This is a genomic window from Pseudobacteroides sp. (assembly GCF_036567765.1).
Taxonomy (GTDB): Bacteria; Bacillota; Clostridia; order Acetivibrionales; family DSM-2933; genus Pseudobacteroides.
This window is the reverse complement of the sequence record NZ_DATCTU010000004.1, coordinates 55,765-69,739: the sequence shown is the minus strand read 5'-3', so window position 1 is coordinate 69,739 and position 13,975 is coordinate 55,765. Positions and strand designations below refer to the sequence as shown.

The following is a 13,975-nucleotide window of genomic DNA, read 5'->3' as shown; positions in this document are numbered from 1 at the left end:
TATTTTATTAGAATTTCTAAAAAATATAAAAATTATAAGAATTATAAGAAAATAAAAATTGGTTGTTTATTCTTATAACTAAAAGATAAAAAAAATATATCAATTGCATAATTTATTTATCTTTGGTGTTAATTTTATTTGGAATTTAATTAAATTCGTATTATAATAATAATCAAAGAGGTTTTTATATATAATTAAGTAAGAATTTTGTTTATGTTCTTATAATTCGGGCTGGCTATATAAGGATGCACTTTATTTAGCTGGGTATTGGGTTAATTGGGGATGTTTTTAATATAGTTTATAATATTCTCATATAGCTTTTTTGGGGGGGACTAATGTGCAGAAGACTGTGGGTGTATTCTACTTTTCGGGTACTGGAAATACTGAAATAGTTGTTAACTTGCTGGGAAATGAAATTTTAAAAAGCGGTAATAAAATAGAAATAATTAGAATAGAAGACATTTTAAAGGATAATGTATATTTTGATGTAAACAATTACGATTTGATTGGTATATGTTATCCAATACATGCTTTTAATGCTCCCGGCATAGTATATGATTTTATCAAAAAGCTTCCGAGGGTTAAAGATAAGTATACCTTTATTATAAAGAACGCGGGATCCAACTTTCTTCAAGGAGGATCAACAAAGATTATAAAAAACAAACTAATTGCAAAGGGATTTGATCTATTTAATGAAAGCTTAGTGCTAATGCCAAGTAATATATTCACAAAATATCCGGATGAGCTTTCAAAACAGTTGTATCTTACAGCTATAAAGAAAGTAAACAGGGTTGTAAGAGAAATATTAAATGGAAAGATGAGGAGACAGAAAAACTCAGTCTTTCTCACTCTATTTACTGGGGTAGCAAGCTTTTTTGAAGGAGTTGGAGTACCTTTATTCGGAAGGGACTTGAAGGTAAGCAGTAATTGTGTCAGCTGCAGCAAATGTGTAAAGAATTGCCCTCGTGGCAATATAAGAATGGAAGGTTTGAAGGTTAAGTTCGGATGGAAATGTATGGGATGCTTGCGTTGTATATACAGATGCCCTAATGGGTCTATAAAACCTACTATTTTTAAATTTGCTGTATTTAAAGACGGGTACAACCTTCAGAGCATAATAGAAAACTCTGAGATAAAAGGGGAATATATAACTCCCGGGACAAAGGGTAAATATAAAGAATTCTACAATTACATTTTTAATGAAGACTAATATTTGGGCTGTAGACATGGGCTTGATTATTTATAAATAAACTTCACGTTACCTTTTTATTGATATCGGACCTAAAGTCATATATCAGTTCGGTATTTGTAGAAAAAGGTTGCGTGAAGTTGTTTTAATTTGATGGGTATAGAAACTTTATTGATTTTTGTACAAATTGATTATTTTCATATATTTATGGTAAAATTACACTATGTAAAAATGAAAAGATCAAATAAACTTAAGGAGAATAAAATATGGATATTATTGATATGGCTAAAGAACTAGGAAATATGCTCAAGGAGTCGCAGCAAATGGTAAGTTTAAAAAAATCCGAAGAGGTGCTGATGCAGGATGAAAAAGGCAAGGGTCTTCTAAATGATCTGTACATGCTGCAGCAGGAGATGTCCAATGCAATGAGTGAAACAACCGATAGAGACATTCTTGAAGATATACAAAAGAGGTATTCCCTAAAGCAAGATGAGGTGCTTGCTTATGACGCGACAAGGGCATATTTCGAAGCAAAAGGCAACTTTGACGGTCTTATGAAGAAAATAAACGATGTGATATTGTACAGTATTACAGGTCAGGAGCCATGTTCAGATGACAACTGTTCATCCTGTGGATGCGGATGCGGACATTAATATGATTTTAACAGTTATATTTAAAGTGAGGTAGATTGTAGCAATGGCAACACTTACACCAATGATGCAGCAATACATTGATATCAAGGAAAGGTATGATGACTGCATTCTGTTTTTCAGGCTAGGGGATTTCTATGAAATGTTTTTCAAGGATGCCCAAACAGCTTCCAGAGAGCTGGAAATAACTCTTACAGGAAGAGATTGTGGGCAGGAGGAAAAGGCACCGATGTGTGGAGTGCCTTTTCATTCTGCTGAAGGCTATATTGCAAGGCTTGTCAATAAGGGATATAAGGTTGCAATATGTGAGCAGGTTGAAGACCCGGCTGTTGCAAAGGGTATAGTTAAAAGGGATGTTGTCAGGGTAGTTACTCCCGGTACTGTGATAGACTCTTCAATGCTTGATGAGAGGAAGAATAATTACCTTTTGTCGATATATAAAAGCAAAGATTATTTCGGTATCGCTGCGGTTGACATAACGACAGGAGAATTTTCAGCTACTTCAGTTAGTTGGGGTAATACCATTCAAAAAATGATGGATGAAATCGCAAAATACTCGCCCTCTGAAATTATTGCCAATAGAGAGTTGTGTGAGAATAAAACAATCATGTCCGTTATTAAAAACAGGTTTAATTCCTTTGTAACATGCCTTGGTGATGAAAGCTTTTCAAGGGAAAAAGCTGAGGATAAGTTTTGCGACAAATTGGGTGAGAAATGTGCCGGAGATTCTTTCAACCTTCCTCTTATTGCTTCTGGAGCACTTTTGCAGTACATAGAGCAGACCCAGAAAGTAAGTCTTCACCATATACAGGATATAAATCTGTACAGGATAGAAGAGTTTATGGTATTGGACATGTCTACAAGACGAAACCTTGAGCTTTCCGAGACAATGAGGGAAAAGTCCAAAAAAGGAACTCTCCTGTGGGCTTTGGACAAAACAATGACATCAATGGGAGGCAGAACAATAAGAAGATGGGTAGAGCAGCCTCTTCTTAACACATCCGATATAAATGAACGACTTTTTGCTGTCAGTGAATTAAAAGAAAAGTTCATGTTTAGGGTGGAAATAAGGGAGCTTTTAAAAAGGGTATATGACATTGAAAGGCTTATGGGAAAGGTCATTCTAGGAAATGTAAACTGCAGAGACCTTGTTTCCTTGAAAAATTCAATGGGGCAGATACCGTATATTAAAGAGCTTCTCAAAGATTTTTCAGCATCCTTGATCGAAAGAAAAAATAATGAAATTGATCTTCTTCAAGATGTTTATGAACTTATTGAAAATGCCATTGCTGATGAGCCGCCAGTATCAGTTAAGGAAGGCGGTATAATCAAAACAGGTTATAATGAAGAGGTTGACAAATACAGGAATGCAACTACCGAAGGTAAAACATGGATTGCAGCTTTGGAAACAAGCGAAAGGGAAAAGACAGGTATAAAAAACCTGAAGGTTGGATTTAATAAGGTTTTCGGATATTTCATAGAGGTTACAAAATCATACTTTTCATTGGTGCCTGAAAGCTATATAAGAAAACAAACCCTGGCAAACTGTGAGAGGTATATTACCCCTGTGCTTAAAGAAATAGAGGACACCATATTAGGTGCGGAGGAAAAGGTTGTAGACCTTGAGTACAAGCTGTTTCTTGAGGTTAAGGACAAAATAGCAGGGGAGATAGAAAGAATAAAAAGGACAGCTAATGCAATTGCGGAAATAGATGTATTATGTTCATTTGCAGAAGTGGCTGACAGAGAGTCCTACTGTTTTCCTGTCGTTGACAATGGTGAGAAAATAGAAATAGTTGACGGAAGACATCCTGTGGTGGAAAAAATGCTTGAGCAGGGCTATTTTGTGCCAAATGATGTTAATCTTGACATGTCGGAAAACAGGCTGGCCATTATCACAGGACCTAATATGGCGGGTAAATCAACCTACATGAGGCAGACAGCTTTGATTGTTCTTATGGCCCAGATAGGAAGCTTCGTGCCTGCCAAGAGTGCAAAAGTAGGTGTGGTTGACAGGATATTTACAAGGGTTGGTGCATCGGATGACCTCTCTGCCGGACAAAGTACATTTATGGTAGAAATGTCTGAGATGGCAAATATACTCATAAATGCGACAAATAAAAGCCTTTTGATTCTAGATGAGATTGGAAGAGGGACAAGCACTTTTGACGGTCTTAGCATCGCATGGGCTGTTATCGAATATATATGCGATAAAAACAAGCTTGGAAGCAGGACACTTTTTGCAACACATTACCATGAGCTTACAGAGCTGGAAGGTAAGATTGGAGGCATAAAGAACTACTGCATTTCTGTTATGGAAAAAGGCGAGGATATCGTATTTTTAAGGAAGATAATAAGGGGTGGTGCCGATGACAGTTACGGCATTCAGGTGGCAAGGCTTGCGGGATTGCCTCAGGCTGTTTTAAGCCGTGCAAAGGAGATTTTAAAAGAGCTGGAAGATGCAGATATAAACAAAAAAGAAATGAGGATCAGAAAAAAGAATCTGCCTATTGACGGGCAAATGAATTTGTTTTCGGTTAAGCCTGAAAACAAGGGTTTCCAGGAGGTTATTGAGGAGTTAAAAACCGTTGATGTAAGTGCTTTGACTCCTTTAGATGCACTTAATGTAATCTATAAACTCCAACAAAAGCTCAGGAATTCTTGACAGTCCATCAATATTAAATTGACAAATATATTACATTTGTCTGTTAATGGAGCTTATTTTCAATACTTATAATAATTAGCAGAAGGGATACTATGGGAAAGATTGTACTACTTGATGAAAATACTTCCAATAAAATCGCTGCGGGTGAAGTGGTTGAAAGACCTGCTTCTGTAATTAAGGAGCTTGTGGAAAATTCAATAGACGCAGGGGCAGATAATATAGTCGTAGAGGCAAAGAACGGCGGAATAAGCCTTATGAGAGTCACCGACAATGGCTCGGGTATAGAAGACGATGACGTTGAAATAGCCTTTGAAAGGCATGCCACGAGTAAAATACGAAGCTCAAATGATCTGGAATCCATAGGTACATTAGGATTTAGAGGGGAAGCTTTAGCCAGCATTGCATCTGTGTCCGTTGTGGAGCTTACAACCAGGACCAGGGCTAACCAGTATGGTATTTATGTAAGGGTTGAGGGGGGCACAGTAAAGGAAATAAAACAGGTGGGGTGTCCTGTTGGAACTAGTTTTACAGTAAGCAGTTTATTCTATAATACCCCAGCCAGATACAAATTTCTTAAAAAAGACAGCACCGAGTTCGGATACATTTCTGAAATTGTAAATAGAATAGCTCTCGCAAAGCCGGGCATTTCTATGAAGCTTATTGGGAACAGCTCGGTTGTGCTACATTCCCCAGGCAATAATGATCTTTTAAGTGTCATATTCAGCATATATGGTAAAGAAGTAAGCAGAAATCTTTTACCTATTGATTATGAAGACTCCATTCTTAAAATCAAAGGTTATGTTGGTAAGCCTGAGATATCCCGATCTACAAGGGAGTACCAATCGGTTTTTATTAACGGACGGTACATAAAAAGCAAGCTTATCTCTGCAGCCATTGAGGAAGCGTATAAGACTTTTGTAATGAAGAACAAGCATCCTTTTACCGTTTTAAATATCAATATAAATCCAATGTTGGTTGATGTCAATGTTCATCCTACAAAAATGGAAATAAGGTTTTCAAAGGAGCAGGAGGTATTTAGGAGTGTTTATCATGCTATAAATAATGCACTTTTAAGTACTCCCCTTATTAGAAACGCCTATTTTACAGAAAAAAGCGGAAATCTGTTTAAAATTACGGATCAGGAGATAAAAAAGCCGGATTTTGTTCAGCAAAATATTGAGACAGCAAGTATTCTAAAAAATAAAAATGAGTTAACGGATAAAAATGAGTTAACAAACCAGAATAGGGATAAAGGTGCGGCTAAAGCAGTCAAGGAAGAAAAATCTAATTATAATTATATAGATATAAACAGTACGCCGCCAAATATTGGCACAGAAGAAAGTAAAAATATAGAGGTGTTTCAAGGATCTGATTTAAGTACACAAAATGAAATAGTAAAAAAGGAAAGTTTACATAATAATAATTTAAATAGCAATAATTTATTTAGTAAAAAGTTATGTGAACAAAGTGGCGATAACAATAAGAAAGAAATTGAAAGTCCAGAAAGTAAGCAAACAAACAAAGAATACAACTTGATTGTATCTGATAAAACTGATTCAATAGATAAATGTAAGAGTGATGATAAAGAGGATGGGAGGGCCAAAGAAGAGAAACTTGAGGTGTTTAAAAATGCCACAATAATTGGGCAGGTTTTTTCCACCTATATTCTTATACAAAAAGATAATAACCTCCTTCTTATTGATCAACACGCGGCACATGAAAGAATTATGTATGAGTACTATAGGGAAAAGTTCAGTAAAAAGGAGCCTTTTTCACAAATCCTCTTAACACCTGAGGTTGTAGAGATACCGTATAACGAAATAAAGTTTATTGAAGGTAAGAAGGAAATTTTTAATAATTTAGGTTTTAATTTTGAGAATTTTGGAAATAATTCAATTATCATAAGATCAGTTCCTTTTATAAATGATATAAATTCTGTTAAGGAGCTGTTTTTAGAGATTGTTGACAAGATAAAGAAGTCAAATGTTGACAATATTGATATTATGGCGGATGAAGCCATCTACACAATTGCCTGCAAGGCAGCTGTAAAAGCTAATAAAAAGCTTGATGAAAAAGAAATAATCAGTGTCATGGATAAGCTTGGAGAAACAAGGAATCCATATACATGTCCTCATGGAAGGCCTGTTATTGTAAAGCTTACAAAGCATGAGCTGGAAAAAATGTTTAAAAGGGTTTTGTAGGGGTGGTTATGGGTAAGGTTATTGTAATAGTAGGTCCCACAGCATCAGGTAAAACAGCATTGTCTATTAAATTGGCAAAGGAACTGGAAGGGGAGATAATCTCTGCGGATTCAATGCAAATTTACAGGTATATGGATATCGGAACAGCTAAGCCTGATGAGGAAGAGATGTCAGGAATCAAGCACTATCTTATTGATGAAGTAAATCCTGATGAAGAGTTTAGTGTGGCAAGATATAAAGAGCTGGCGACCAAATATATCGATGAAATATTAAATAAAGGAAAACAGCCTATAGTTGTAGGGGGGACTGGGCTTTATATCAATTCCCTTCTTTATAATATAGATTTTTCAGAGACTGTATGCGACTGGGAGCTTAGGGAAAGACTTAAGAAGGAAGCTGAGGAACTGGGAAATGATTATCTTCATGACAAACTCAAATCTGTTGACCCATTAGCCGCTGGAAGAATTCATAAGAATGACACAAAGCGGGTCATTAGGGCATTAGAGGTATATGAGTATTCTAAAAAGACAATATCTGAGCATCAGGAGGTGTCCAGGAAAAACCCTTCCAGGTATGAGTTTTATACCTATGGCCTTAAAATGGGCAGGGAAAGGTTGTATGATAGAATAAACAAAAGAGTAGATTTAATGTTTGAAAGGGGATTGATTGAAGAAGTAAAAGACCTTATAAGGATGGGCTATGATAGAAATACCATTGCAATGCAAGCTTTAGGATATAAAGAACTGCTTTTATACCTTAAGGATGAAATTACTTTAGAGGATGCAAAGGAAATAATAAAGATGGGATCAAGAAGGTATGCCAAGCGTCAAATAACGTGGTTTAAAAAGACCGAAGGTATTAAATGGATTGATTTGGATTCGGAGCAGGACATAAATAAAATTGCAAAAAATATTGAAAATGATATTGCAACAAATGGTAATTTCCTATAGAATAATTGTATAGTTTCGGGTAAGTGTTATGTTTTAGCATGGATAAAAATAGATAGATAGAGGAGGAGTCCCGTGAACAAGAATAATATTAATTTACAAGATGTTTTTTTAAATCAGGTTAGAAAAGAGCATATTGCTGTAACAATCTACCTGACAAATGGTTTTCAGTTAAAAGGTATGGTAAAAGGTTTTGATAATTTTACAGTAGTTTTGGATAGCGATGGAAGACAACAGCTTGTTTACAAGCATGCTATATCAACTATAAGTCCTATGAAACTTGTAAATCTTATATTTAATGATAACAGAGAACAGTAAAAAAAGCCGCTTAGCGGCTTTTTTAATGCTGTATTAAAGTTTTCTGAAAACACCAATAACCTTTCCTAAAATACTCAAGTTTTCTCTTACAATTATAGGCTCTAAGTATTTATTCTCAGGCTGGAGCCGAACATATCCATTTTCCTTATAAAATGTTTTTACTGTAGCTTCATCACCAATCAGTGCCACCACTATATCCCCGTTATTAGCTGTAGCCTGCTGCTTTACTAAAACAAGGTCCTTGTCGAATATACCCACCTCAATCATACTGTCACCCTGTACCTTTAGCATAAAAGCGGTTGAATTTTGCACAAAGTCTACTGGTAATGGAAAAGTGTCCTCCACATTTTGAACAGCTAAAATTGGCTGGCCGGCTGTTACCTTACCGACAATAGGAACATCAACCATTTCTTTTACTGTATAATACCCCTTGTCATTCTTTTGCGTGCTTGCATTTTTGGAGCCTACTATCTTCAAAGCTCGCGGTTTTGTGGGGGTCTTTTGGATTTGACCGGTTTTACTGAGCTTTTCTAGGTATCCGTGAACCGTTGATGTTGACTTTAAGCCTACGGCTTTGCATATTTCTCGAACTGAGGGGGGATAACCCTTTTCAGCCACTTCCTTGTTTATAAAATCTAGAATTTTCTTTTGATTTTCATTCTGCTTCTCATGCATACCATACACCCCGTTTAAATTTAATGAATATGGATTAAATCGATTTATGATTTTTATATTCTAAGTACATTTAATTCCTTGAAAGGTTTCGTCAGGATTATTATATCATATAATTTTAAAAAATCAAACTAATGTTCGAAAAATAATTGACAAAGAACGGATGTTTGGGTATAATTATCATAAAGAACGGGTGTTCGGAGGGATTATAATGAAGAAAAAATATACTTTAAAAAATAAAAAAAGATTTTTTACATTTTTATTTTTAATTTTAGGTATTATGATTACTTTTGTTTTTGCCGATATATCGTATGGAATTAAGAAAAAAGAATATAAGTTGATAGAAATAAAATATGGTGATACCCTATGGGATATCGCGGACCGTTATAGGGGTAGCATTGAAATACGTAAATTTTTATATGAAATTAAAAAAGCTAATAGCCTTGACTCAAGCGAAATATACACAGGAGATACGCTAAAAATTCCTGTTGCAGGATAAAAATGATATAAGAGAATTGGACTTGAAGCAACCTAACTTTATTAAAGGATGTGATACCATGGCAGGATATAATCTTGATGATAAGACTGGATTGCTGGGCGTATTTACGAAGGCCAGTCTAAAAGTTATTAAGGTAAGCAGTGACATAGATATGAAGCATTATAATGTCTATAATGATCTAGTAGCAACTGTAGAGTCTGTCAGTGATCCAATAATAAAGCTTACTTTAAAGGAAAATGTAAAGGACCTGATATTAGCACCGCGTGATATTATTGTTTTAAGCTATAATAGCTCTAATGAGGTTTATTTGCTTAGTGCCAGCATAGTATCTATTGATGATGACGAACCTATACAGTTTACAGTATCAATCTTAAAAATTGAAAAACTCAAGGACTTAAGAAAAGCAGAAAGGTTTTTTATTAGTAAGGCTGCACATGTTAAGGTTCAGGGAATACTTGATCCCATATTCGGCATCGCTACTAATATTAGTGTATCCGGGGTAAAAATTGTTTGTAATATCAACTTGATACTTGATGATGTTATGGAAATTACTATTGCACTGGATAAAAATGAAAAAGTTGTTTTCAGAGGCAAAATAGTGAGAAAGAATAAAATAATGGACTTATATGAGTATGGTTTTGAGATTTATGAGATATCGGAAGTCAATAGGAGAAATTTGCACCATTATGTAAATAAATTCAAGTTCGGGAATCCTTAGAAAGTTAGAGGCAAATTCTATTAAAGGTTGTAAGTTAATTATATAATTATAAATTGGCTAAGCAAATAACACTAGTGTTCAGGTTATTTTACTTAGCCAATTTTAATGCTCAAAAATATAGAATCACAAAGTCACTTTGCAGTCCTGTATATTTAAGTGTTAATTATTAAAAATGTAAATTGATTATTGCAAAACATATAGTTTGTGTTATATTAAAACTACTGAGTGATTTCACATATTAAAAGTGTTAATAACCATACTTTTGGCGGAACAGGTAACGAACGGAGTATAAATTTATAAAAAAGGACTGAGACTTATGGGAAAAGAGTGTTTGATATATGATCGTGCTTGTATTAAATGCTATGAATGTGAAAAATGTGATTTGGACAGCACAAAAAGATGCAATAACTGTGAGAAGTGCTTGGAGCATAGTGGAGAATACAGATCTGTGAATATAGAAGAGTTTATTAAGGAAAAAGAGGAAAAAGATGAATAACGAGATTTTTTTAGATAACAGTTCAACTACAAAGCCTTATGATGAAGTTGTAGAATTGATGGGGGTCATTAGCAAAGAAGTTTACGGAAACCCATCATCTCTTCACAAAAAAGGTATTGAGGCAGAAAGAGAGATCAAAAAGTCAAGGCAGGTTATTGCTGACAGCCTGAGAGTAAATTCAAATGAAATATATTTTACTTCAGGAGGCACAGAGTCAAATAATTTAGCCATAACAGGATATCTTTTCGGAAACCCCAGGAAGGGCAAACACATTATAACTTCATCTATAGAGCATCCTTCGGTAATGGAGATTTATCAGCATTTGGAGAGTTCAGGCTATACAGTTGATTTTTTGAGTGTTGACAGCAACGGCTTAGTAGATATGGGTGAGCTTAAGTCAAAGATTACGGGGGAGACTGCATTAATAAGCATTATTCTTGTAAATAACGAAGTTGGTGCAATTCAGCCCATTGATGAAATAATAAAAATAAAAGATTCTATAAATAAAAATGCTGTTATACATGTAGATGCAGTTCAGGCATATGGGAAGATGGATATTTTCCCTAAAAGCGTTGGCATTGACATGATATCTATGAGTGCACACAAGATACATGGACCAAAAGGCAGCGGAGCTTTATATGTAAACAAGTCCATAAGGTTGAATCCTCTCTTTCTAGGAGGAGGCCAAGAGTCGCTGTTAAGGTCAGGGACTGAAAATGTTCCGGGAATATGCGGTTTTGGGAAAGCTGTAGAAATAACTTTTAAAAACATGAAGGAAAATTATAAAGCGGTAGATGCTTTGAAAGGTAGCTTTATTATGGAAATACAAAAGAATATTGAGGACTTTAGGATCATTTCATCGGAAAACTCAAGCCCTTATATTCTCAATGTAGCTTTTGGAGGCATAAAATCAGAGGTTTTGCTGCATCACTTAGAAGAGAAAAACATATATGTTTCGACAGGATCTGCATGTTCCTCAAGAAAAAAGATTCACAGCAGAGTTCTGAAGGCAATGGGAGTCCCGGCAAAATACATTGACGGTGCAATTCGAATAAGCCTTTCTGCTTTCAATACTGATGATCAGGTTATTACTGCTGCTAATGCGATTAAGGAAATATTGCCGAGAATCAGGAAAACTTCCAGGTCTAAATAAATTTTAATATGAAAAGTGATAATCTTTTATAATTGAAAGAGTTTACACTTTTCATATAACCTAAAAGTAATATAATTCATTTCAATTTAAATATTAATAGTTTTAACCCACTCTTTGATTCTCCTGATTCCTTCACTCTTGTCTTCTAAGGGTGATTTTATTTCCAATTCTCCTATAAATTGATTACCGTTTAGTACATTTTTCATATTATCGAAGGTTTTTCCCTTAGAGCCTCCATAGCAGCAGTAAAGGGCAATCTTTTTACCTTTGATATCTATTTGGGAAAAGAATGTATTAAAGGGTGAGGCAAATGAACTTGCCCAGACGGGGGTGCCTATAATGACCATGTCATAATCCATAGGTTTTTTATCCACAGGAAGTAGATCAGGCTTAATTTTAAAAACAACCTGCATTCCTCCTACAAAAAGCTTAAAAAAGGTTGACTTTGGAAGGCTTTTTTTAGTCTTGATTTCGAGAGTGTCAGCTTTTATTTCCTGTGCAATTGTTTCGGCAACGAATTTACTATTACCTGATTGGGTATAGTAAACTATTAGTATTCTTCTGTTATTGGTGCTATTTGACATTTAGATACCTCCTAATAGTTGGATGTAATGTTATGTGTTAGTGTAAAGATTAATACTAAAAATTATTATATCAAAAACACATTAGTTTTAATAGTTCATTGTATGGTAAAATAATAAGTAATACTTCTATAAAAAGTGATTAATCAAATAGAAGGAAGGTGTAATTATGAATTTTAAGATAATTATTTTAAGCATTTTGTTTATAGTTGCATTAGGATGCAGCTCAAAAACGCCCCAAACGCCAAAGATGCCCCAAACACCTCAAACACTTCAAACGCTTCAAACGCCCCAAACCAGCCCAACACCTCTAATTCCGACACTATACAGGCCTTTGGATTTTGTTGACAAAGCAAAGCTTAAAACAGATGAAGCATATGGGGATAAAACATACTTTGATCTTATGTTTGCCCCGATTGGCTGGTCAAAAGACGGTAAATTTGCCTATATTACTGGTATATACGGCGGCGGGGCAGGAAATGATGAAACAGGTTATTTCAGATGGGTGATCCAGGACATGGTGACGGACAAATATTTATGGCAGTCTGAGCGAGGGCTGGAAGAAGGATTACCAATGGAGTTGAGGGATAGCAACAAGGATACCGAAATATTTAAATGGGTTTATAGTAACTTGAGAGTTAAGTACAAAGAATATCTGGATAAATACGGTATTATAATCCATACCGACCTTAAGGTATCAAGTTTTCCATTAGAATATAACAATAATAAATACACAGCATCAATAGCAGATATTTCATATGGTGATATGTATGGTACACCGAATATAATAACAAAATATAAAGTTTTGGTTAATAGGAACGGTATCAATAAGACCTTCAGTGAATATAAAAATCAAAACGATATGTTTCTTAATGTTCAGATAGGCGGATATATAAAGAGTCCCTATGAACCGCGGGTTGCGTTGGTTTTATCCAGTGTTACGAGAGGCTGGGAGGGTGCTCCGCATCCGGTTAAAAGCAGTTTTGTTGGGTGTCATTTGGAAATTGGCTATTGAGGTTACGTCATAATTTAAACTTTAAAAAATATTTAATTCGTGTTTACTAAGCAAGTTAAATGGAAAATATAAAAAGGACAAAAATTAAAAAACAGTGGACTAAAATCATTCTTTTTGAGGTAAAGTTATGGTATTGGAAAAAATTTACGGAAAAATGTTTTATTACTTTCTTTATTCAATTAACCCATTAAAGAAGCAGATAATAAATACTCCGTGCAGCATTCATAAGTTTATAAACCTACAGTCATTGGAGATTATAAAAAATGACAAATATGTAGATGCCTTTAATTTTTTCAGCGATAACCTGGTTTCAATTAATGAAGGAGTTGTTTGGGCAGATCAGGACTTTAAGAGCTCAGGTCACTTTTATAACCCATATATTGAAAGAGGATTATATGGGAACCGCAATGCTCTTTCATTGGCTCGAGAGTATTATAATAATACTTTAGAGAATTGGAAAAAGTCCAGCATTCAGGAATCTATGTTTTATCTTGGGGCAACCATGCATATTATCCAGGACATGACCATACCCCAGCATGCAAATATAAGGCTACTTGACAATCATAGGCAGTATGAAAACTTTGTAAGAAGAAATTATAATAACTATGATGACTTTTTAGCAATGGAGGGTGGATACTACCTTGATGATATTGATGAGTTTGTAATTTTTAACTCTAGAAATGCCATCAACATATATAACAAGCTTAAGAATATAGAGGATGAAAACGAGAGATTTTATAAGCTTACCAGGTATATACTTCCAATGGCTCAACGGACATCAGCAGGCTGCCTTATGAGGTTTTACAAAGACACAATGATCGGTGAAGAAAATAAATCAGGGCCAAAAGGATAATAGATGTCCTTAGGCCCT

General features: G+C 34.9%; 14 protein-coding genes. 12 read left to right on the top strand and 2 right to left on the bottom strand.

Translation table 11 applies throughout. From position 1 onward, the window contains the following. The first annotated feature begins 337 nt into the window (after positions 1–337). The 6 genes from VIO64_RS00390 to hfq all read left to right on the top strand — a co-directional run bounded on the left by VIO64_RS00390 (position 338) and on the right by hfq (position 7,970). Positions 338–1,210: an EFR1 family ferrodoxin gene (locus VIO64_RS00390; RefSeq protein ID WP_331914096.1), complete on the top strand. Its 873-nt coding sequence runs from the start codon at positions 338–340 to the stop codon at positions 1,208–1,210. A gap of 245 nt (positions 1,211–1,455) precedes the next feature. Continuing rightward, a complete protein-coding gene (locus tag VIO64_RS00385; protein ID WP_331914094.1) occupies positions 1,456–1,842 on the top strand; it encodes a YlbF family regulator in 387 nt (128 codons plus the stop codon). Between the two features lie 43 nt (positions 1,843–1,885). Continuing rightward, positions 1,886–4,504 (top strand): DNA mismatch repair protein MutS, encoded by a 2,619-nt coding sequence (gene mutS / locus VIO64_RS00380; RefSeq protein WP_331914092.1) that lies wholly within the window; start codon positions 1,886–1,888, stop codon positions 4,502–4,504. 92 nt (positions 4,505–4,596) lie between these two features. Beyond that, positions 4,597–6,705, top strand: a complete 2,109-nt coding sequence (mutL, locus tag VIO64_RS00375; protein WP_331914090.1) for a DNA mismatch repair endonuclease MutL — start codon at positions 4,597–4,599, stop codon at positions 6,703–6,705. Positions 6,706–6,713: 8 nt separating this feature from the next. Further along, positions 6,714–7,655, top strand: a complete 942-nt coding sequence (gene miaA / locus VIO64_RS00370; protein WP_331914088.1) for a tRNA (adenosine(37)-N6)-dimethylallyltransferase MiaA — start codon at positions 6,714–6,716, stop codon at positions 7,653–7,655. A gap of 72 nt (positions 7,656–7,727) precedes the next feature. Next, positions 7,728–7,970 (top strand): RNA chaperone Hfq, encoded by a 243-nt coding sequence (gene hfq / locus VIO64_RS00365; RefSeq protein ID WP_036940396.1) that lies wholly within the window; start codon positions 7,728–7,730, stop codon positions 7,968–7,970. 33 nt (positions 7,971–8,003) lie between these two features. On the opposite strand, the gene lexA is transcribed toward hfq, so the two are convergent. Beyond that, entirely contained in the window at positions 8,004–8,645 is a 642-nt protein-coding gene (lexA, locus tag VIO64_RS00360; protein ID WP_331914051.1) for a transcriptional repressor LexA, read from the bottom strand. Between the two features lie 208 nt (positions 8,646–8,853). On the opposite strand from lexA, the gene yneA reads away from it, so the two are divergent. From yneA to VIO64_RS00340, 4 genes are all read left to right on the top strand, one after another. Continuing rightward, complete coding sequence (gene yneA, locus VIO64_RS00355; RefSeq protein ID WP_331914049.1) at positions 8,854–9,141, top strand: cell division suppressor protein YneA; 288 nt, start codon at positions 8,854–8,856, stop codon at positions 9,139–9,141. Between the two features lie 58 nt (positions 9,142–9,199). Next, a complete protein-coding gene (locus VIO64_RS00350) occupies positions 9,200–9,859 on the top strand; it encodes a PilZ domain-containing protein (RefSeq protein WP_331914047.1) in 660 nt (219 codons plus the stop codon). A gap of 316 nt (positions 9,860–10,175) precedes the next feature. Then, complete coding sequence (locus VIO64_RS00345) at positions 10,176–10,355, top strand: hypothetical protein (protein ID WP_331914045.1); 180 nt, start codon at positions 10,176–10,178, stop codon at positions 10,353–10,355. Next, positions 10,348–11,508 (top strand): cysteine desulfurase family protein, encoded by a 1,161-nt coding sequence (locus tag VIO64_RS00340; RefSeq protein WP_331914043.1) that lies wholly within the window; start codon positions 10,348–10,350, stop codon positions 11,506–11,508. Before VIO64_RS00345 ends, VIO64_RS00340 begins: the two co-directional genes overlap by 8 nt. A gap of 86 nt (positions 11,509–11,594) precedes the next feature. Here VIO64_RS00340 and VIO64_RS00335 read toward each other — a convergent pair whose 3' ends face one another. Further along, a complete protein-coding gene (locus VIO64_RS00335; protein ID WP_331914041.1) occupies positions 11,595–12,092 on the bottom strand; it encodes a flavodoxin family protein in 498 nt (165 codons plus the stop codon). Positions 12,093–12,258: 166 nt separating this feature from the next. Between VIO64_RS00335 and VIO64_RS00330 the strand changes: the two genes are divergently transcribed. Beyond that, positions 12,259–13,104, top strand: a complete 846-nt coding sequence (locus tag VIO64_RS00330) for a hypothetical protein (protein WP_331914039.1) — start codon at positions 12,259–12,261, stop codon at positions 13,102–13,104. A 127-nt stretch (positions 13,105–13,231) separates the two neighbouring features. After that, positions 13,232–13,957, top strand: a complete 726-nt coding sequence (locus VIO64_RS00325; protein ID WP_331914037.1) for a zinc dependent phospholipase C family protein — start codon at positions 13,232–13,234, stop codon at positions 13,955–13,957. Positions 13,958–13,975 lie beyond the last annotated feature (18 nt).